At 42.5% G+C, this 22,583-nt stretch carries 15 protein-coding genes and 1 tRNA gene; 14 read left to right on the top strand and 2 right to left on the bottom strand.

The window, feature by feature from the left end; translation table 11 throughout:
• The first annotated feature begins 196 nt into the window (after positions 1 to 196).
• The 7 genes from QXD64_01710 (at position 197) to QXD64_01740 (ending at position 8,898) form a co-directional block, all read left to right on the top strand.
• Positions 197 to 1,168, top strand: coding sequence for a cobalamin-binding protein (locus QXD64_01710; GenBank protein MEM3396030.1), 972 nt, complete (start codon positions 197 to 199; stop codon positions 1,166 to 1,168).
• A complete protein-coding gene (locus QXD64_01715; GenBank protein MEM3396031.1) occupies positions 1,152 to 2,144 on the top strand; it encodes an iron ABC transporter permease in 993 nt (330 codons plus the stop codon). The genes QXD64_01710 and QXD64_01715 overlap by 17 nt, the downstream gene beginning before the upstream one ends.
• Positions 2,138 to 2,881, top strand: a complete 744-nt coding sequence (locus tag QXD64_01720; GenBank protein ID MEM3396032.1) for an ABC transporter ATP-binding protein — start codon at positions 2,138 to 2,140, stop codon at positions 2,879 to 2,881. The genes QXD64_01715 and QXD64_01720 overlap by 7 nt, the downstream gene beginning before the upstream one ends.
• Positions 2,882 to 2,901: 20 nt before the next feature.
• Positions 2,902 to 3,645, top strand: a complete 744-nt coding sequence (locus QXD64_01725) for a winged helix-turn-helix transcriptional regulator (GenBank protein MEM3396033.1) — start codon at positions 2,902 to 2,904, stop codon at positions 3,643 to 3,645.
• A 41-nt stretch (positions 3,646 to 3,686) separates the two neighbouring features.
• Entirely contained in the window at positions 3,687 to 4,118 is a 432-nt protein-coding gene (locus tag QXD64_01730; GenBank protein ID MEM3396034.1) for a GNAT family N-acetyltransferase, read from the top strand.
• 9 nt (positions 4,119 to 4,127) lie between these two features.
• A complete protein-coding gene (gene dcd, locus QXD64_01735) occupies positions 4,128 to 4,610 on the top strand; it encodes a dCTP deaminase (GenBank protein MEM3396035.1) in 483 nt (160 codons plus the stop codon).
• An 85-nt stretch (positions 4,611 to 4,695) separates the two neighbouring features.
• Positions 4,696 to 8,898: an ABC transporter substrate-binding protein gene (locus tag QXD64_01740; protein ID MEM3396036.1), complete on the top strand. Its 4,203-nt coding sequence runs from the start codon at positions 4,696 to 4,698 to the stop codon at positions 8,896 to 8,898.
• A 319-nt stretch (positions 8,899 to 9,217) separates the two neighbouring features.
• On the opposite strand, the gene QXD64_01745 is transcribed toward QXD64_01740, so the two are convergent.
• Entirely contained in the window at positions 9,218 to 10,933 is a 1,716-nt protein-coding gene (locus QXD64_01745; GenBank protein MEM3396037.1) for a pre-peptidase C-terminal domain-containing protein, read from the bottom strand.
• Between the two features lie 161 nt (positions 10,934 to 11,094).
• Here QXD64_01745 and argS point away from each other — a divergent pair, with 161 nt between their 5' ends.
• From argS to QXD64_01775, 6 genes are all read left to right on the top strand, one after another.
• Positions 11,095 to 12,798: an arginine--tRNA ligase gene (gene argS / locus QXD64_01750; protein MEM3396038.1), complete on the top strand. Its 1,704-nt coding sequence runs from the start codon at positions 11,095 to 11,097 to the stop codon at positions 12,796 to 12,798.
• 2 nt (positions 12,799 to 12,800) lie between these two features.
• The gene (locus tag QXD64_01755; GenBank protein ID MEM3396039.1) at positions 12,801 to 13,532 is read left to right on the top strand and encodes an NUDIX domain-containing protein; all 732 of its coding nucleotides are present in this window, start codon (positions 12,801 to 12,803) and stop codon (positions 13,530 to 13,532) included.
• 62 nt (positions 13,533 to 13,594) lie between these two features.
• A complete protein-coding gene (locus QXD64_01760; protein MEM3396040.1) occupies positions 13,595 to 16,090 on the top strand; it encodes a hypothetical protein in 2,496 nt (831 codons plus the stop codon).
• A gap of 143 nt (positions 16,091 to 16,233) precedes the next feature.
• Entirely contained in the window at positions 16,234 to 16,572 is a 339-nt protein-coding gene (locus QXD64_01765) for a hypothetical protein (GenBank protein MEM3396041.1), read from the top strand.
• Positions 16,550 to 17,743 carry a redox-regulated ATPase YchF gene (locus tag QXD64_01770; protein ID MEM3396042.1) on the top strand — a complete coding sequence of 398 codons (1,194 nt, stop codon included), beginning with the start codon at positions 16,550 to 16,552 and terminating at the stop codon, positions 17,741 to 17,743. The genes QXD64_01765 and QXD64_01770 overlap by 23 nt, the downstream gene beginning before the upstream one ends.
• Before the next feature lie 60 nt (positions 17,744 to 17,803).
• Positions 17,804 to 17,901: transfer RNA gene (locus QXD64_01775), tRNA-Ser, on the top strand.
• Positions 17,902 to 17,919: 18 nt separating this feature from the next.
• Here QXD64_01775 and QXD64_01780 read toward each other — a convergent pair.
• A complete protein-coding gene (locus tag QXD64_01780; protein ID MEM3396043.1) occupies positions 17,920 to 21,285 on the bottom strand; it encodes a fibronectin type III domain-containing protein in 3,366 nt (1,121 codons plus the stop codon).
• A gap of 106 nt (positions 21,286 to 21,391) precedes the next feature.
• On the opposite strand from QXD64_01780, the gene QXD64_01785 reads away from it, so the two are divergent.
• The gene (locus tag QXD64_01785) at positions 21,392 to 22,540 is read left to right on the top strand and encodes a glycosyltransferase family 4 protein (GenBank protein ID MEM3396044.1); all 1,149 of its coding nucleotides are present in this window, start codon (positions 21,392 to 21,394) and stop codon (positions 22,538 to 22,540) included.
• The last annotated feature ends 43 nt before the right edge of the window (positions 22,541 to 22,583 follow it).

Consider the following 22,583-nt stretch of genomic DNA (forward strand, 5'->3'; position numbering starts at 1 on the left):
GCCATAGGGGTGTAGGCCGGGAAAAAATCAGTAGGTTTCCCGGTAGTATGTCCACATCAATTCCCTTTCTAATGGTTTTTTGGGTAGTAGTGAGTATCTAGCTTTTCCAACTTCTTCGGAGATACTGGCATATTCGCAATATTTAAATATTACTTGATTTTCTTCAAGTTTAGTTGAAAAAGAGGCAGGTGAAAAAATGCCCCAGCAGAAAGGAAATCCGAAAAAGAATTTCAAGATTATTGGAATTGTAACAGTCCTTGCAATTTTGTGTGTTGCTTCCGTAGGGTATGCAGTGCTGGTTACAAATGAGCTGATAATTGGAAGAGAGAAAGTGGATGTGCTTACTGTTGTGGACGATATGGGTAGAGTTGTTAAAGTCCCTCAACCTGTAACTCGGGTGGTGAGCACGGCACCTAGTAATACGGAGATTTTATTTGCAGTGGGTGCTGGTAACCTTATAGTGGGTGTGGACAATTACTCAGATTATCCAGAGCAGGCAAAAAATCTCACGAAGGTTGGTGATTTCGTAGGCCTTAATGTGGAGTTGATTTATTCTCTGAAACCAGATGTGGTTTTTGCCTACTATGGGCAAAGGGTAGGAATCGAGCGCCTTTCAGAACTTGGTATCCCAGTAGTCACAATGAGGCCACAGACAATAGAGGATGTACTGAATGAGATTTTGCTTATTGGTACAATTTGTGGAAAACGAGACAAAGCAGAAAACTATGTAAACCAGCTTCGCCAAAGGATTGATGCTGTAGTAAATGCCACAAAAGACCTTGACGAGAGTCAGAGACCTAAGGTTTACTACGAGTGCTGGAACTCCCCATACATTTCTGCGGGTCCAGGTTCGTTTATAAATGACTTGATAAGGATGGCTGGTGGCAAGAACATTGCAGCAAATACTTCAAAGGACTACCCAGTTCTTACGGAAGAGTTCATTTTGTATGCGAACCCAGAAATAATTATTACATCTTCGATGAATATAGATACGCCTGAAAAAATTATGCAGAGACAAAACTGGCAGAACATAGATGCTGTAAAGCAGGGAAAAGTGTATTCAATTGACGATAATATTATCTCAAGAGCGGGCCCGAGAATCGTTGATGGGCTTGAATTAGTTGCAAAGCTTATTCACCCAGAAATTTTTGGTGGGAATTTTGCGTAAAATTATTTATTTCCTACTTCTTTTTCTCTTCCTTCTCTTTTCTGCGATTTTGGCAATTTCAATGGGTGCAGTCCAAATTCCGTTTCTAGATGTAGTAAAGGCACTTTGTGGTTTAAGTGATGTAGTTACAAAAGCCATAGTTGTAAATATACGCGCTGCAAGAGTAATCCTTGCCATAGGCACTGGTATTGCGCTTAGTACAAGTGGAGCCGTCGTGCAGAGCATTTTCCAGAACCCTTTAGCAGAGCCATACATTCTGGGAATTTCTGCAGGAAGTGTTTTTGGAGTAATGGTTTCCTTGTTACTTTTCCCGAACTACCCTTTTTCAAACCAGTTACTTTCGTTTTTGTTTGCGATAGCTACGATACTTACTGTTTATAGAATTGCTGGAGTTGGTGGAAGCATTCAGCCATCTACACTGATTTTGGCAGGTATTGCAATTACTGCACTTTTTTCAGCAGTTACATCCTATTTAATTTATGCATATTTCAGCAAGAACATAGCTAACATCCTATTTTGGACTATGGGTGGGTTTTGGCAGGCAAATCTCGTTTATGCTCTCGCAGTTGTTTTTGTAGCTCTTGCTTGTGCTACAGGAATGATGTTATTCTGGAGACAGTTGAATGCAATGGCGTTAGGTGATGGGTTTGCGACGAGTGTTGGGGTAGATGTTGGCAGAACTAGATTTATTCTTATTATGGTAGTTTCTCTTTGTGTCTCATTTGCTGTTTCGTTTACTGGGATAATAGGCTTCGTGGGCTTAGTCGTGCCGCATATTGCAAGAATGATTGGTGGTGCTGACCATAAGAATTTGCTTTTGTTTTCTGGGTTGTTAGGGGCTATACTCTTGCTCTGGGCGGACACATTGGCAAGGACCATTGTCTATGGCGAGGAGATTCCAGTTGGAATAATTACGGCAATTCTTGGTGTGCCCTTCTTCCTTTATTTGCTAGTGAGGAGGCGGAGGTTATGTTGAGGGTTGAGAATTTGTCTGCAGGTTATAAGGGAAATGCAGTGATAGAGAATCTCAGCTTCTCGCTCGACCCGGGTAATTTTCTTGCTGTACTTGGGAAGAATGGGGCTGGCAAAACTACACTGTTGCATGCTATTTCTGGAATAATTGAATACACTGGGAATGTAGATTATGATGGAATTTCACTCAAGACCTTGGCTCGCTCTGAGATTGCAAAAATTGTTGGTGTTGTGGAGCAGAATATAAATCTCGTTCCATTCAAAGTACACGAAGTGGTATGTCTTGGAAGAGTGCCTTATGCGAAACTGTTTTCTTGGCAGCAAGAGGATTTTGAGATAGTTGAGAGAGCAATGAAGAAGGTGGGCATCTGGCATCTCAGGAACCGGTTGATAACAGAAATTAGTGCCGGCGAAACTCAGAAAGTAATGATAGCCAAAGTTCTCGCCCAAGATGCGAAGGTACTGTTACTTGATGAACCAACAAGCCATTTAGATCTTGAAAGCCAATTTGTTACGATTGAGATTTTGAAGGAGTTGTGTAACAATGGAAAAATTGTGATAGCGGTGTTCCATGATATTAATTTAGCAAAATTTGCAACCCATGTGCTTTTTTTGGGAGGTAATCATAAAGGTAGAAGATACCTTTTTGGGGATGAAGGGATTCTAACAGCAAAAAATGTAGCTCTTTGCCTAAATGTAGATGAGGATAAAGTGAGCTCGCAGTTCAAAATTTCTAAATAGGGTGAGGGATTTTGAGGAACATGTATGAGTTGCGAGAGGGGAAGAAAATTACCCAGGCATTGGTCCTCTATGAAGTACTTCAGGAACGAAATTTCACATTGAAAAAAATAGGAAAAAAATTGGGAATAAGTCCCCAAGGTGTTGCTAATTATTTAAAGGAGCTTGAAGAGTTGGGACTTATAGAAGGAGGCGCAGTTACAAAGGAAGGAGTGGAATTTCTTCATCAGACCTTTGCAGGTCTCCATAAAGAGATAAGTGGGATTGTCTCCAACCTAAATCTTGTTCTGAGCACAGATGCAATTGCGGATGATTTTATAAAGGAGGGAGAAAGCGTCTATCTCTATATGAAAGATGGTTTGCTGCATGCAAGTAAGAGAATTGGAGAGGCAAAGGGGATGGCTTATGAGGATGCCGAACCTGGAGGAATTGTGAGAGTGCACGGTCTGAGTGGAATCGTAACGATAAAGAGGGGGAAGATAAGGATCGTAGTTCTGGATAGGGAGGGAGCTACAACTATGAGAAAAGTGCAATTGCCAGAGGGGGATGTTTATGCTGGCTACGGCCTTAGAGCAATCGCTTTTCTTGGAAGTGCTAATAGAAATGTAGATATTCGGTTTTGTGTGCCGGAAGGATGTGTAGAGTCGGCAGTCCTGGGCTTGAATGTTGTGTGTGTCCTAACTAAAGAAATGCTCTATGTGTTCCTAAAGGGGCTCCAGGAGGCCATGCAAAAGTATGGGGAAGTAGAGTATGAATTCATTGATTAATTAGCAGATAGATTATTATCATCCTCATTATTCTGTTCCTCATGCTTGAAATTTCAGAGTTAAAGCCAGAGCACTACAGCCAGATTTTAGAGGTATGGAAAGATGCAGGATTGCCATTTAAGCCCTCAGGTAGGGATTCATTTGAGGAAATTGTTAAGCAGATGAAAAGAGCACCAGAACTTTTTATTGGTGTTTTTATCGACTCAGAGCTTGTAGGTGTCTGCCTCGGTACCGAAGATGGTAGGAAGGGCTGGATAAACAGAATTGCTGTTAAGAAGAAATTTCAACGACAGGGAATAGCATCAAAGTTAATCTCAGAGATGGAAAAGAGGTTAAGAGCAAGGGGCTTGAAAATTATCTGTGTGCTTATAGAAGACTGGAATACTGCATCACTCAACCTCTTCCAGAAGAATGGTTATATACTTCATAAAGACATATATTATCTTTCAAAAAGGGAAAGCGAAGATGTGTGAGGTGAGAGCGTGTGTGTACTTTCAGACGGTGAAATAAAGGAATATCTGAAAAGACAGTCATTAAAGATAGAGCCGTTCGTAGAGACAAATCTTACACCTAATGGGATTGACCTATGTGCCCATGAAGTATGGGTAGAAGGAATGAATGAGAAAATAATCAGTGCGAGTGTGGCAGTGCCACCCCATACGAGGTTCATGGTCTCCACAAAGGAAAAAGTTTCGATGCCTGAGGATATTGTCGGGATGCTGTGGATAAAGACATCTTTGGCAAGGAAAGGAATCTTCGGTGCATTTGGTTTGGTAGATGCAGGATTTCGCGGAACTCTTACCCTTGGATTCTATAATGGGAGTAAAGAAACAATTTCGCTTTCCCCTGATGCGAAGATAGTTCAACTAGTGTTTGTGAAGTTGAATTCAAACCCTGATAAGCTATATGGAGAAAGGTCTGGCCATTATCAAAATCAGGAGGGCATTACATTCTCCAGAATATAGTCGACAGATGCAAAAATATATATAGCACAACTTGATATACCGCAATAGCGAAACTTACAAGGAAACGAAGTAAGGAGGAGAAAAAATGAAGAATAAGGACAAAAGATGGGTAGTGACTTCAGCATTAGCCCTTGTGCTAGTGCTAGTGATGATTGCTACACCCTTCTCAGGTGCGGTATCCGCAAAGGCACCTGAGAAAAGCGCTCCGACAGCAAAGGCGCCACCCTATGGTGGTGTGTTCAAGATAGGGTTCCAGAGCGATTTGAAAGGACTGAACCCATGTGTGGTAAACGATGTGTGGTCCTGGAATGTGATTGGGTTTGTTTATGACACGTTGGGTGGGACCACAAAAGCCACAGAAGAACCAATTCCATGGACCGCGGAAAGCTGGACTGAAGATACACCAGACCATTTGAACTGGACGGTCACAATACGCCAGGGCGTAAAATGGCATGACGGACAGCCATTGACTGCAGACGATGTTGTCTTCAGCTACAACTTCCTTCACGATGTGGGTAGATATGTGTCCTCTCTGGAATCTGTAGATTGGACACCCTTAGGTGGAAGTTATACAGACATGAACGAGACATACTTTGTTGGCGTGCAGAAAGTTAATGATTACGCAGTGAAATTCAGGTTATGGCGCACAAATCCAACAGTTCTGCTTGATGTGATGGGAATTCCACTGTTGCCGAAGCATATCTGGAGAAACCACTGGTCTGATAAGACAAGCTGGAACATGGACCTGAACCCAACCACTGGAGAGGCAAATGTGATTGGTTCTGGGCCATTCAAATTCAAATACTGGAAGGCTGGTGTTGAGGCAAGAATCGAGAGAAATCCCGACTATTTCTGGGAGGCAACCCTTGAAGATGGAAACACTTACAAGGTGCCTTTTGTGGATGCAATCCAGTTTATTATCTACAAGAACATGGATGCAATGGTCACAGCACTGAAGCAGGGTGTCATTGATTACATCTGGTGGAGCATTGACCCTGGCTGGGTACCTGTGGTCTCACAAATACCAGGTGCAAAAGTATTCGCAAATGCAGATAGAGGATACTACTACCTCATGTTCAACATGATTCTGCCATTTGAGGGCTATGATACAGGAACTGGTTATCAGGCAAGAGATGACGAGAACTCCCCCATAACTTATCCAAATCCACAGGGTGGCCAGGATGCTGGCTTGCCATTCAGGAAAGCCGTATCTCACTGCATTGACAAGGAGTACATTGTGACAAGGTTGCTCCAGGGCTTCGGTACAAAAGGTGACTCGATTGTGCCACCATCTTACACATACTGGTATAATGATACATTGCCCCAGTATCCATTTAGTGTCGACACTGCAAAGTCCATCCTGGATGATGCAAACTACAAGGATGTGAACAGTGATGGCTGGAGAGAGGACTACAAGGGCAGGACAATGGATGGACCGAACAACAATGGACAGATTGATATTCTCACACCGCCAGCTGACTATGACCCAATCAGAGCAGAATCAGGCAAGAAGATTGCAGAGGCAATGAAATTGGCGGGTATAAAAGCTGAGTCAGTGCCAACAAGCTTTGGCCAGATTGTGGACGAGGTATTTGTGTACAGAAACTTTGAAATGTTCATACTTGGCTGGAGATTGAGCTTGGATCCAGGTTGGGTGTATGACTTCTTCAATTCAAAGTATGACTGGTATAACCCAGGTATCGGTGATGGCGGTAACAACCCATCTGGTTACAGAAACGAATACTACGATAATATCTCAGCTCAAGTGATGAGCGAAATGGACCCTGCAACCAGAGTTGCCCTTGTGAAGGAATGCCAGGGTATGATTGCACAGCACCTGCCTACAAATGTCCTCTATTACAGACAGGTGCTTGAAGTTGCAGATACTTCTGAATGGGTTGGGTATCATGAGAAGCCAGGCGGTATCGGCAACGGTTGGACACTGATGGAAATTCACCATCCAGTGGTGCAGCCGCCACTCAGAGTAGATGTGAAGGCATTCCCAGCATCAATGCCTGGTACAAAGAATGCTACACTGAAGCTCACAGTGAGTGCGGTCAAGGCAGATGGTACTGCATATCCAAATGTAAATGTGCAGATGAAACTTGAACCAACACCAGACCCAACATACATTGGACTTGATGCAACACAGAAGACCACCGATGCAAATGGCAAAGCAGAGTTTATCGTAATCTGCAAGGATAACTATCCAATGGATACTGTGTTCAAGGCCATTGTGAATGCTACAGATGGCACAAACTATGCAAATGCGAACACATACTTCACAATTTCAATGGCAGGGTTGAATGTAGAGGTCACAAGCCCGTTGGTTGTTGATGGGACAAAGGACAACATATTCAAATTCAATGTGACAGTAAAGCAGTTCACAACACCGCTCTCTGGTGCACAGGTTGAGTTACAGACACTTACACCGCCAGATAACCTTAAGATTGTAAATGTAAGAGCAAACACGGATGCAAACGGCACTGTTTCTCTTGGATTGCAGGTGACAGGTAACTTCACAGCTTCTACACCAGTGGAACTGAAGTACACTGTCTGGCCTGCAGGTGGTGCAAAGACAATCTATGCCCACAATTTCGTGGTGCTTGCACAGGGTGGTAGTGAAGTCAACATTGCTGTAGATACCATTGGCACTCTTGAAGGTCTGCCTGGAAAGACAAAGGAAGTGAATGTGACAGTTACCAGTGGAGGCAATCCACTTGCTGGTGCAAGTGTTTATGGTTATGTTACTCCCTCAGGTAATGGCTTGAGTGTAGTAGAGACAGACCCAGTTGACACCGGAACAGACGGTAAAGCCACCTTCACTTTGAAGGTAGATTCTCTCGTCACTCTAGATACAGACTTCAAGTTTGTAGCAATTGTAGCAAGTGGCACATATGCAGGTTATGGCTATGCTCCAACTACAGTTTCTGGTGTAACATCAATGAGTGCTGCAGTTGATGTAAACCCATCCTCAATCACTGGAAATGTCGGCCAGAGCACAACTGTAAAGGTAACGGTTACCTCTGGTGGAACCCCAATTGAAGGCGTAACGGTATCCTTGGACATCACGCCAGCAACTACATCACTTGAGGTTTCACCAACCAGTGCAACAACCAATAGCAACGGTGTTGCCACATTCACGGTCTCTGTTGTATCTGCAATAACATCCGACACAACATATACAATTACAGCTCATGCCACATATAGCACACTTACTGCAACCGGCACCGGCACTCTCGGGGTACAGGCAGGAGAAAACATAAATGTTGATCTCCAGCTCTCTAAGACGGAAGTAGCAGGAATCACTGGTGCGGAAGTAACAGCAACGGTTACAGTGCTGAACGGCACTGCACCGATGTCAAATGTAGGTGTCTCGCTTGTACTCAATCCAAGCACTGGGTTGAGTGCCGAGACAGGCAAGACCACTGGTGCAGATGGCAAAGCTACAATAAAGATAACAGTAACTCAGACAGTATCTGCGGATGTTACAGTCAGTGTGAAGGCTGTTGCTACAATCGGTAGCAAGACATACGAAAGTGCTGCAGACACACTCACAGTAAAGTATGTGCCATATGCAATTACAGTGACGCTTGAAGCTAATCAGATTGATGGCAAGAAGGATGCAGCAGTGAATGCCACGGTGAAAGTGCTGAACGGCACAACTGCAATGTCGGGCATAAGTGTAACACTTACAGCAACCCCAAGCACAAACATCCAGATAAGTCCAGCAACAGCCACGACAGATAGCAATGGTGAAGCCAAGTTCACAATAACTCTTGGTGCGGACTTCCAGACAGACACACCAGTAACGCTAGAGCCAAAGGCAACAATAGATGCAGTTGAATACACGGGTGCTGCAGCTACACTCACAATAAAGGGTGTCGCAGCTGCATACGAAGTGACAATGTCCTTGAATCCGACAGAGATAGAAGGCAAGAAGGACAACACTGTGAAGGCAACAATCTATGTGAAGACAGGTGGAGCTGGTGTGTCTGGTGTCCAGGTGACAGTAACCTTTGACAAGCCAGGCCTTAGTGCAAACACAGCAACAACTGACCAGGATGGCAAGGCAGAGGTTACAATCACACTGACAGAGGACTTCACATCGGAAACAACAGTGAAGATTACACCGAAGGTTGCAGGTGTGGACTATCCGAACAGTGCAGTTAATCTCAAAGTAACTCCAAAAGCAACAACAACACCTGGCTTTGAGATTGTCGGTGTGATTGCAGCGATTGCACTGGTTGCTGGAATTCTGGTATACACCAGGAGAAAAGAACACTAAAAACCTCTTTCCCCAAATTTTTTAATTTTTAATTTTTGTTTTTGTGGGATTTCTTGTAGCTGTGTTTCTAATCGTTTTCCTTGCATGAGTGTGGTAAGTGCGATAAAAGTTTCAAAGAAGACAGTAATGGATTAGAAGGAGCAAGAGGAGTACAAGGCCCTTACATTGCGACTTCAGAACTGTAAATGGATGGTTGTTTGACAGGCATATATAGTGGTGTGCCTCTTTGTGCACTTCTGAAAGCTATACATCTCATATGTGCACATAGATAGAGAAAAAATGGTTACGCAACAAAAGGTGGAAGAAGAATAATAGGTTTCTATTGGAGTATGACCCAGAACTCTCCACCTCTAAAGTAAATCCCTGCCCATTTTTCATTACCTATGAGGACCAAATCCTTAACTCCAAACAATTGTCCGATGAGGGCAGTATCAACTACCTCAGAGGATGTTGTGGGTGCAGCATAAACTTTAGCGTATTTTCCAGAAACGATATAGTAACTAGCACTGCTTATTACCGATAAGGAAGAAGAAATCACCCAGCCAGGCCTTTCATCATACCATATTTTATACCATGTCTCTCCATTAAATATAACAGTCTCTGTAGCGATATAAATCTGACCTGAATAGACAGTCCCTATTTTCGGAAATGCCGTAGAAGGCCCTGAGCGAACATTCAAACTTGAGGTGACAATTTTGATGTATTTTGGAGTAGTAGTACCTTGTGGCTCTATATGATAGAAGTTATATCTGGTGAAGAAACTCATGTAGTAGTCCCATGGATAGTGGTATCTGTTGTTCGTATGGGCGTTTACCTTTGCATTTGCACCGCTACCTTCCACAATGGTGAGTGTGTGAATCCAGTGGTCTCCATCTGCATCTCCGATTAAAATGATATCTCCAACAGTCATGTAGCTTGGGATTGTGCCATTCCATTTTCCATCCTGGCCTTTTACGATGTAGGAAAATTTTACATTTTCCTGTTTAATCAAATGTGTGTGAAGGTTGTCCACAAAGGGAATAGTACCATGAGGGTCGGCGCCAATGACCCCATGACCTTTTCCGTCAGTACCTTTCCATATACTTAAACCGCCAGAGATTTGGGACTGGCTGCCGAAATTTGCGCAGTCTCCACCTTGCCCTGAATAATCTGCATAATCTGGGTTGTAATTGTTCCAATAGAGGTCTGAGTAGGCAGCAGTTCGCTCCCGCAGATATTTCTCAACAACAGGCAGTTGTTTTGGAGTATTCACACTAATGTAAGCGGTAAGTGAGTAGCTGCCAGAACCAGAATATCTTTCAACCAGGATGTAGTAAGTGCCAGAAGGATTACTTATTGCAATATTTTCATTTGAAGTTTTTCCATTACTCTTGTAATCGTATGCGCTTCTAGTGGGTTTCTGACCTTTCTTCACGAACAGGTCGAAATCTGCGTTCGCAGGACCAGTTAATAGGATTCTCAGCCCTGTGCCTGAGCTAACAGTAATTTTGTAGTAAGATTTAGGATTTGCTGCATCTAGATTGCTAGTTTTTCCCATTCCACTGGTAAGTTCAATTACATCGCTATTGTTATTGCCCGCGTTTTCACCACCACTGCATCCTTCTACAGTTGCAGTGATAGTGTAACTTCCAGAGCCCTTGTAGGAATAAACCATTGCGTAGTATGTTCCATATGGATTGTTTACGCTCACCTGTTCATCACTTGAGCTTGTATAACCCCTTGCAAGATAACTTGAGGTTGTTGGCTTTGCGTCTTTCTGAATGTAGAGGTCAAAATCAATGCTCCCACCATTTGGTCCATCAGTTTTCACAATCAGCTTGCTCCCGCTGTTTACAACAATTTTGTAATAGTCCTTCTTTCCAGCCCCGCTTAAATTTCCGCTCAAAGTGGAATTAATCGCAAGGTCTGTTTCCACATCATCTGCACTTCCCATCCTTACACTCACGATTGTGAACAACATGCTGATAATCAGCATGGCTATCACTGCACTCGCCACACCCGCTACCATTCTGCCTTTTCTTTTCTTCGGCTCCATTTTTAACACCCCAATATAGTTAACAATATGGAAAGGAAATATATAAGTGTTTTGTTGATTAACTACTAATTATAGTTAATTCACTTCAAAAGCGTGCCCCCTTTATCTGTGGACATGATGGAATCCCAAACCTTTATTTCCACGAGACCTTTTATAGGTTGATGAATCCGCTACAACTGTTCAGAGGAGAAATTGCTAGGGTGATAGGTGCAGTCATAGGACATGACATGCACATCCAAATAGACGAGCCCCCAGAGGGATACGGAGATTTTTGTGTGAAATGCTTCCAGTTTAGCAAAAAACTCAGTAGATCTCCGGAAGAAATAGCTAAAGAATTTGCGACCCGATTTAGCAGTAACCCAATGTTTAAAAATGTGGAGGCAAAAGGCGGTTATCTCAACTTTTATGTAAATCAGAATGAGCTTACAAGAATTGTGCTGGAAATGGTGCTGGAGGAAAGGGAGGAATATGGAAATGGGAACAAAAAAGGCAGTATAATCGTGGAACACACAAGTGCAAATCCCACAGGACCTTTGCATGTAGGCAGAGGCAGAAACCCAATAATTGGTGATACACTGGCTAGAATTCTCCGTGCTCTCGGCTACAATGTTAAAACCGAGTATTATGTAGATGATATGGGAAGACAGCTAGCCATTCTTGCTTGGGCATACAAGAAATATGGAGTTGAAGCGGTGAAGTCATCAAGAGAAAAAGAGGACCACGTGTTTGTTGAACTCTATAGGAAAGGAAACGAAATGTTTGAGAAAGATGAGCAGGCAAGGCGAGAAATTGAGGAAACAATTAGACAGATAGAACATGGCAATAGAGAAGTGATTGCCTCTCAGCGAAGAATTGCAGAGCAATGCATGAAGGGTATAATTTCTACATTGGCGCAATGTAACATCCACATAGATAACTTTGTGTATGAGTCAGAATTTCTGCTTGACGGTAGCGTTTACGAAGTCATGGAAAAGTTGAAAAAATCGGAGCATGCAGGATGTGAAAACGGCGCTTATTTCATAGACCTTGCATCCTTCGGTTTTCACGGCAAAGACAGTAAGTTTTTCTTTACAAGAAGTGATGGCACCTCTCTTTATACGACAAGAGATATTGCCTACCATATAAATAAATTATCAAGATGCGATGTGGCAATCAATATTTTAGGCGAAGACCATAAGCTTCAGGCTAGAATGGTTGCAATATCTTTAGGTGAGATTGGCTTTGAGAAAAAGCCAGAGGTTTTATTTTATTCGTTTGTGTCTTTGCCGGAGGGGAAAATGTCCACAAGAGCGGGTAGGGTTGTATATCTTGACGACCTGATTGATGAGGCGATTGCTAAAGCAAGAGAGGAGATTCTTAAGAGAGGAAGAGAAAATAAGGTAGATGTGGAGAAGGTGGCGGTCTCAGTAGCGATTGGTGCGATTAGGTTTAACATTGTGAAAATTCAGCCAGAGAAACAAATTGTCTTTAGATGGGAGGAAGCGCTCAATTTTGAGGGCAATTCCGCACCTTTTGTCCAGTATGCTCATGCGAGAGCAGCAAGCATTCTCAGAAATGGAAATGTTGATGTCAGTAAGATTTCATACAACGTTGAGCACCTCCACACTCCAGAAGAGATTGCATTGATTAAGGTGTTAGCGAAGTTCCCAGATGTTGTAGAGATTGCAGGAGAGCAGAGAAAAGTTTACCTTATTCCACAGTACCTTCATAAGCTAGCTGAAACATTCAATACATTTTATAGATATGTACCTGTCCTAAATGCTGGTGAAGAGCGGGAAACTAGAATCGCTCTGGTGTATGCAACCAAATGTGTGCTTGCTAAGGGTCTGAGATTGCTAGGGATTGACGCGTTAGAGGAGATGTGAAAATGTACACGACAGATGTTAAGGTTTATTTGAAGAGAGGTGAGAAATTTATTCTCAGTGAAGGAAGATATACCATTCTCAGAGCCATTGCAGAAACTGGCTCTCTTTCTAAGGCCTCAGCAAAACTTGGAATGTCCTACAGGTATCTTTGGGGTGTTGTCAGAAAAATAGAGGATGCATGTGGCGAAAAAGTTGTGGTGAGAGAAAGAGGAGGAAAAAGAGGAGGTGCTGCGTGGCTTACGCCAAGTGGCAAGGAGATGCTCGAAATGTTCGAACGTGAGAATAGCACAATAAAAAATTATGCAAAATACAAGCATCAGCGCAAGCCCTTGCTAACCGCGGATGGAGTGCTTATTAAGCATGACAAAATTTTGCTTATCCGGAGAAAGAATGAGCCCTGGAAAGGAATGTATGCATTGCCTGGTGGTTTTGTAGAGTATGGTGAAACGGTTGAACAGACGGTTTTGAGAGAAGTTCAGGAGGAAACAGGTCTCCAGGCCAAAATTTTAGGGATTGTAGGTATTTACTCTGCACCAAATCGAGACCCAAGAGGACACATAATCACTGTTGCTTATCTTCTTGATACACCACGGCTCGAAAATGCAAGAGCAGGCGATGATGCTGCAGCTGTAAAAATTTTTGAGCTTGAAAAGTTACCCCCTCTCGCCTCAGATCATCAAAAGATTGTTAGCGATGCAATTGAGATTGTGAAAAAGCAGAGAAGAAGTGTGTAATTGGGAGAATGAGATAAACAATGTTTATATATTTCTAATGGATTATACCATGCTGTGAGACAATGAAAAAATCTATGGTAGTATGTATGGTCATGTTAGTTTGTGCAGTGATATCAGTGCCCACAAACACAGTGTCTGGGAGTGGTTTTTCAAGCGTAGCGATTACAACGGACAAGAGTAGTTATTTTGCAGGTGAGATAATGCATCTTACCGTGGTCGGCACCGACAGTGATACGAATCCAAATGATAATTACATTGATGTCTATATCTATGTAATAAATTCTACAAGTTACATAGAAATTTTTGCAGATACAGGAATTCGAGTATCTCATACATGGAACCAGAACATAGAGATTCCATCCCATGCAAATGGTACTGGCTACATCTATGTGCTTGATACGAACACCTCAAATATGCTAGGATTCAAGACATTCTCTGTTACTGGTGGAGGTGTGGTAAGTGGGCGTCTCACTCTCCAGCAGAGTATTTACACGAAATCGCTAACATTTGTACCTGGAGAGACCCTCCACATTTCAATCCATGATTGCACGCCGTTTGGGAATTACACACTAAAAATCATGCTTGGAACCACTCTGAAATATGAAAGAAACCTTACGGTGGATGCAAATGGGAATTACTTTTTGAACTACACAATACCTGAAAATGCACCGGATTCTCCGAGGCCAGACGGCACGAGATACAGCGTAGAACTTTACAATGGAACCACACGTATAGATAGAATAAGGTACGATGTCAAACTGTACGAAATTTACGCAGCCTCACAAAGAAACGTTTACATTCCAGGCGAGGTTGTGGTAATTAAATATGCAGTTCTCTATCTTAAGAATTCCACGCCTGTTGCTGACGACCTCTTTGGAACATGGTATGTGCTCACTCCATCTGGCACCACACTACAACAGCCCAGCACATTTAGAAAATCAATTGGTGAGTTTTCGTTTAGCCTTGGTAATGCTGCGGACCTCGGTTATTATAACATTGTAACTTATTACAACGATTCTGCTACGGCCACTGAGCCAGATAGATGGGATATGGACACAACCTCAATTTATTGTGGTAATCTCGGAGTTTATATTTACTCACCTTTCAATGGTAATTTTGCCCAAGCTGGAGAGATTATCACAATCAGTTTAAAAACCTATGTAGCAAGAAGCACTACAGGAACAGATATGGGTAATCTTCCAGAGGTTAGCATTAAATTAAGTATAAAGAAGGGCGATGAAACAATCATTACAAAGAATTTTGTTACTGACTATAGTGGATACATGACTTACAACTGGCAGATACCAGAGACAATGCCAGAAGGTACAATTCTGGAGTTTAACATCACTGCATCTAAAGAGGATGCAATGGTTTCAAAATCTGTAGTTCTCACAGTTACGAGATCGGTTACCCAGGGAATTCTTGCAGTGCTAGAATTTAACAAACAGAGTTATCTTACTGGGGACAATATCTCCCTTCATGTGACAGCAACATACAAGGACGGAAGTTCCGGCAATTTTTCGTATGTCTATTGTGTATATAGGGATGCAGCTGGAACAAACCTCATGGCAATGAGCACATCAAATTCTCCAGATTACACATACACACCTCCTGCTAACTTCTACGGCACTCTATGGTACTATGTACGGATTGCAGATAATCTGGGGAACTCTACCCAGATTACCAAGGGAGTGAGTGTTGACTACGCCACCATCCTGCTCTCTGCTGATAGAACAATGTACCTGCCTGGTGAAACTCTCTACTTCTCCTATGAAATTCTCTCTAACATGATGAAAAATCCAGAATGTTTTGTAACTCTGACAGATAACCAGGGTAAAACCATAGAAAACAAACGCGTAGGAAACGGAAGCTTTGAAATCCAGATACCTCAAAGGCCTGCTGACCAGTATACAATCACAATTGTAGCTCAAGAAGATGGATTTGCTGCTACGGATTACCTTACAATTACTAGATATTCCGGCTATGAATTTACGGTCTCTATTTCTCCTTCTGCGTACACCACAAATGTTTACAAGCCAGGGGAAACAATATATCTCACATACACACTGAGGCCACGAGATAACTCACCGCTACCTCAATCAATCAAAATTTCTGTGAGCATATACTCAACCCAATCCGATGCAAAGATAATTGAAACAAAGGAAATGAGTGGAACAATTGCTTACACAATACCTTCAAATCTTGAAAGAGGGACATACATGCTTTTAGTTACATGCCAAGTGAATTCTACATATTCTGGGACATTTTACAGTTGGAGCACAGTGTCAATTGTCAAAGAGCCATCTGCCGCGGACCTCAATATCGGTGGCTTAAGGGCAATGGACTTGATACTGCTCATTCTTGTCATTATCACACTGGTACTTACAATTCTGTTCTTTGTATTGCTTTATAGACGTCTTACAACAACAACTTTCAAGCGGGAGCAGTATCCAACACAAAATGCACAGAGCCAGCAACAAACCCAAAACTCACAATCTGCACAGAATATCCAACGCCAGCCTCCGAGCTCTTCCCAACAAAACCAGCCAAGATTGTAAATTTTTTAATAATCTTTAAATTATTTTATTATTTTTGTATTTTATTTAATAGTAAGTATAGTTTAGTAACAAACATCTAATACGAATTCAGTCAGATGATATGAAACACAAAGTATTTATTCATTTTTTGCATTCTCTTCCTGATGACAGATACTACATTCCTCATCCTCACGGTGATGGTCGTACTGGCTTTTGTGCTCTTGCTCCTGTTTTGGCTCACTAAAATTATGCTGGGAAGAAGAAAAGAACCAGTAGAAACGGAATCGTACACTAAAGATAAGGCCTACAATGCCCTTAAATTTACTGAGAAAATTATTGAAGCCAGTAATGTCAAATACGATGTGAAAAGGGAGTGCTACGAGAAACTGAGGTCAGCGAAAAGTGCGTATGAGCGGGGCCAGTACACAATTGCAATTGAACTCACAGACGACATAAAAAGCAGGATAAGGGGGAGTATGGGTGGAGCTCGGAATAGTGGGTAAGCCCAATGTCGGGAAGAGCACATTCTTTGCTGCGGCCACACTTGCAAGTGCACAGATTGCAAGCTACCCTTTCACCACAATCGAGCCAAACATGGGGGTTGCGTATGTGCGTGCCAAATGCCCCCATGTTGAGCTCAATGTTCAGTGCAATCCTAAAAATTCGCTCTGCGTGGATGGCACACGGCTTGTGCCAGTAAAAATGATTGATGTTGCTGGGCTTGTCCCTGATGCCCACAAGGGCAAGGGGCTGGGAAACAAGTTCCTGGATGACCTTCGACAGGCAGATTGTCTGATACATATAGTTGATGCCAGTGGTTCCACAACATGCGATGGGAACCTCTGCAATGTAGGTGAGCATAACCCTATAGAGGATGTGCAATTTCTGGAAAAGGAAATTTATTACTGGCTTGCTGGAATTCTGATGAAGGACTGGGAGAGGAGGGCAAGAGGAATTGAAATTTCTGGTGGAAAGCTGGAAGACATGCTTTCAGAGAAACTTGCAGGTCTCGGAATAACCCAGAAACACATCATTGCTGCCCTGCATACAGCACCAGTCGATGTTTCAAAGCCCAGCAAGTGGAGGGAAGAGGAATTTGTTGCATTTTCAAAAGTTCTGATTAAAATTTCGAAGCCAATAATCATTGCTGCAAATAAGGCGGACATAGCTCCAGAGGAACATCTGAAAAAACTTCTCTCTTTAAAAGATTACATTGTTATTCCTACTATGGCGGACTATGAGTTGGCATTACGAAGGGCTGCGAAGGCGGGAGTGATAAGATACACGCCTGGTGATATGGAATTTGAGATTTTGAAGCCGGAAAGCTTGAATGAAGCCCAGAAAAAGGGACTTGAAAAAATCAGCATTGCACTAAAAAAATTTGGAGGTACAGGTGTGCAGAAGTGCATTGAAACTGCCGTATTCAAGTTACTGGACAGAATTGTGGTATATCCAGTTGAGGATGAAAATCATTTCAGGGATAAGGAAGGAAGGGTGCTTCCTGATGCATTTCTAATGCCCAAGGAGAGCACTGCAAGAGATTTAGCTTACAAAGTGCATACTGACCTTGGGAAAAATTTCATAAGAGCGATTAACGCCAGAACAAAGATGGTGCTTGGCTCCGACTATGTGCTAAGAGATGGGGATATAATTAAAATTGTTGCGAAGGTTTAAAGCTAAAATTAAATATCTACTGTGGTTATGGGGCCAATAACTCTTATGCAGAAATGGCATGCCGAGGTGGCCCAGCCCGGGACGGCGCAAGCCTGGAGACACTGGCCAGCAAGCTTGTGGGTCTTGTACCCTCGGGAGTTCAAATCTCCCCCTCGGCGTCCCAGTGGTTTTAGAGATTAAGATTGTTTCTTTTTCTTTCTGAGGAATAGGAAGTAGATAAGAAGGACCACGACTACAATTCCAGCAATCACAACCAGCAGAATACCAAGAATGCAGGTGTTGACGATTGCTTCGCTTGTCTCAACTGTTGCCGTGATTTCATTTGATTTTTCACCTTCTCCTGCTCCATTTACTGCAGAGACCCTGTAGTGATAACTCTTTCCCGGCTCCACACTAATGTCAATGTATGTTGTGTTGCCAGCACTCACTTCCTCAAGCAAGGTCTCGTTTTCACCATCCACCCATCTGTAAATTCTGTATGCAGTGATGTTTGAACCGCCATCGTCTGTGGGCTTGCTCCATTCTAGCGTTATCCAGAGCAATTTGCTCACCACACGAAGATTCAGCACCTTGCCTGGCACTGTGAAAGGCACCGCACTCACAATTGCCTTCTCGCTTTCTCCAGCAGCATTTTCAGCACTCACTGCATAGTAGTATCTGACACCGTTCTTCAGATTTTTGTCCATGTATGTTGTAGTATTGACCTCTGCAATCTTCGTCAGGTTGGTCTCATTTAGACCCCTGTAAATGTTGTATTTGATTATCTGGCTCCCACCATCGCTCAATGGAGGATACCAGCTTAAATTCACAGTTCCATTGCCTGCAACTGCTTCCAAATACTGGGCTTTGCCTGGCACACCAATCGCTTTTGCACTCACCACATCGGAAAGAAGTCCTTCTCCATAACCATTTACCGCACTCACCGCATAGAAGTAATCTGTGCCAGAGATAATGTTTGTGTCTGTGTACGAATACTGGACTCCTAGTGTGGCAAGAAGCGAGAGGTTATCTGGACTCATGCCCCTATAAACTTTATAATTAGTTATTTGGCTTCCACCATCACTCAGTGGGGCCTCCCAGCTAAGCACTATTTTTCCAGCTTTTCCTTCAGCAGTGAGATTTCTTACCTTACCTGGTGCACCAATCACACTTGCACTCACAACATCGGATTTTGCACCTTCTCCCACTGCATTCACAGCACTTACAGCATAGTAATAAGTTCCACCAGTTGAGAGCGTGTCGGTGTAGGAGGTTATGTTAGCATTGACTGCAATCAGAGAAAGATTACCTGGTTCAGTGCCTCTGTAAATTCTGTAGTTTGTGATTGGGAAATAGCCAGTATCTAACGGCATCACCCAGGTAAGAGTAACATTCTTATCCAGAACTGATGCAGTCAGGAAACGGGGCTGGGAGGGAAGATAGCCAGTAAGCACAGAAATTTCGTTGGAGGCAGGGCTTTCGCCCACTGTGTTATAGGCCCTCACCACATAATAGTATGTTCTACCGAACTGCACAGTTGCATCTACATAAGCAAGGGCACTTACGCTGTCTAGATATGTCTCAGCTCCACTTACAAGCCCACGATAAACCTTGTAGCCAGATATTTGAATTCCGCCTGTATCTGAAGGAGGTTGCCAGGCAATTCTCACCACACTTCCTGCTGCGTCAAAGTACCCAGTTAAATTCTTTGGTGGTGCTGGTGTGGTTGCTGCAGTTGCGTTTGCCTCATTCGATTTGTTTCCTTCTCCAATTGCATTTATTGCTGAGACCTGATAGTAGTATGTTGTGCCAGCTGTTACATTTGTATCTGTGTAAGTTGTTATGTTGCCTATCACTGCAAATGGGGTTTCTGCACCAGATGCTGTGCTCCTGTAAATCCTATAGTTTGTAATTGCACTGCCACCATCGTTAAGTGGAGGCAACCATGTTAGCACGAGAGAACCATTTTGCTGCGTCACAAGGAGATTCTGCGGTTCAGATGGGGGTGTGGGGCCAGTAACCAGAACTTTAAGTTCATCAGAGCGGACACCTTCACCAGCAGAATTTATTGCTGAAACCTGATAGAAATACTCAGTCCAGATGGCTACCGTGTTATCTGTATAGTGCGTTATGTTTGCAATAGTGGCAAGCAAAGTTTCGTTCCCAGATGTGTTGCCCTTGTAAATTTTGTAGTTTGTGATCGGAGTGCCTCCATCATCTGCTGGTGGATCCCAAACGAGGGATACTTTGGCATATGTAGCAGTTATCCGGAGGTTAAGGGGTTTTGTGGGTGGTTGGGGGGGCTTAACTGTCACATTTATTTCATTTGAAAAGTTACTCTCTCCTTGCGGGTTTATGGCGGTGACTTTGTAGAAGTAGGTGTTACTTAGGGATACATTTGTGTCTACAAAAGAGAGAACATTGCCTATTTCTGCATATAAGCTTTCGTTTCCAGAAGAGGAGCCTCTGTAGATTCTGTAGTTCGTGACAGCACCTGTTATCGGTGCTTGCCAGTTTAGATATACCTTGGAGTTGTAACAGTAGCCACTGAGATTTTGGGGTTCACTTGGCTTCACCAGCGCTATAGACACTTCATCTGAGAGGGCACCTTCACCCAGCACATTCACTGCAGAAACACGATAGTAATACACTTCTTCTGGCAGTACATTTGTATCTAGATATGTAGTTGTATTCCCTATTGTAGTAAGAAGTGTCTCTCCACCAGATACTGTGCCTCTGTAAACTTTATAGTTAAGCACTTTGCTTCCAAGAAGGTTGGCTGGGACTTCCCATGAAAGCCGAATTGCACTGCCTTCAATTGTTGCGCTTAGATTTTGGGGTGCTGAGGGAAACTTAGCAAGATAATGCTCCATTATTTCACTTCCGTTCAATGCACGGGAATAAATCGCCACTTCGTCGATGATGCCGGGATATGCGTGCATGTATCCGGAATCTCTATCTCCAAATCTAAGGTCCCCTGTTGGGGTTTTCAATACACCAGTGACATTATGAATGCCAACAAGTGAACCGTTAATATAGAGCTTTGCCGAAAGGCCATCATATGTGCCTACGATATGGTACCAAACGCCGTTTTGGAGATCAGGACCAGCAATACTAAAACGATTACCATTAGCCAATTCGCCTTCAAACGTGTAGTGCTTACTCCCGGGCGAACCACCAACCAGTTCAGGTCTGTCCCAGTCATATTGAGAAGTAATAATAGAAGGATAGTAAGAGTAATATGGGATAACCGGTTTAATCCAACATTCGAGAGTAATTTGAGAGGTAATTGACAGAGAGGCACTCTTCGGCACACTCACAATGTCATCAGTTCCGTCGAATTCGAGAGCACTTCCAAAAACTCCCTCCGTCCATGTGGCCCCTGATATTGTTCCGTTGTTATTATTTCCACTCAGATCATGTACAATAGACGAAGATGCTTCATTGAAATCCCAGATGCCCACGATGTCTTCAGTTTTGAAATCTGCAGAACATAGCCCTTTAAAAGGGATTGTAGACACTGCAACCATGAATACAAGCACGAACATTGCCAAGTTCTTCATAATCTCAACTCCATTAAATGTTGTACAATATTATACCCTTCCAATATTTAACTTTTATGCAGTGCCAAACATTTATTAGGAACAAGTGATTTATCTGAGCATTAGTATGAAAAAGGTGTGCATAATCACAAAGGACTTAACAGCTAATCCTAAAATTGGATTTGCACTTCATGTGCACAATCTAGCAAAAGAACTGGGAAGAAAATACAGTGTGGAAGTTATATCCTTTGGTGGCATGATTACCGAGAGTAGAACCATAAAAATTGCAAAGCATGTTACTATTGTTGAAATACCTGATTATTTCTCGCTTTTTATTGGTGCAATTACATATAAACTTTTCAAAAAACCTACACTTGACTACTTTTTAAGTGTTAGTGCGAAAAAAAGAGCCATATTCAGGAAAATTGCATTGAGAAAAATAGAAGAGTCTGATGTCGTTGTGTTTGAAGGATGTTGGCATGCCGGAGTTTTACCATATATTTCAGAAAATAAACTCATAATATATAATGCACACAATCTAGAATATTTTTTAAAACGACAGGTATATACTGATTTTTTTACTAAAAAATACCTTCTTGAAAATATATATGATATCGAAAGAAATATGGTCAATAGGGCGAGGTATATTTTTGCGTTATCTCCTGTAGATGCAGAAGAATTCGTACGGTTCTATAAAACAAATCCAACAAAAATATTGGTAAATTTTACATTTGCGGTTGACATACCTGATAAAAATTACACAAGAAAATATGCAGATCCGAAAAATATTGTATTTATGGGGAGCACTTACTTTGCAAACATTGAGGCAGTTGAGTTCATTAATAATGTTCTTGCAGTAGAAATGCCGGAGTATCAATTTCATTTGATTGGGGAGGCAGGAAAACACATAAAGAAGCCAAGAAAAAATGTGCAAGTCCATGGCTTTGTTCCAAAAACAGTTAAACAAACAATTCTAGAAAAATGTGGAATTGCAATTGCACCAATATTTCATGGGAGTGGGATTTGTGGAAAGATAATTGAGTATATGGCGTACGGACTGCCAGTTGTATGTACTCCCCTTGCATTCAGAGGATTAGGGATCCCTATAAACTTAGTTATTTTGGCAGATAGGGAGGATTATCCAGAAAAGATACGGCAATGCAGCTCAGAAATGCTGGAGAACCTTTCAAGAAATGGACGAGAGTTCTTCCTCACGAACAGAACACCAGAAGTTCTTATGAAGGACTGGGAAAGGGTTATAGATGGAACATGCTAATCATTAGATTACTTATGGTATTCCGCACTAGTGTCTGCATGCA

It is taken from the genome of Thermoplasmata archaeon, assembly GCA_038874435.1.
In the GTDB taxonomy this organism is placed as follows: domain Archaea; phylum Thermoplasmatota; class Thermoplasmata; order Lutacidiplasmatales; family SKW197; genus SKW197.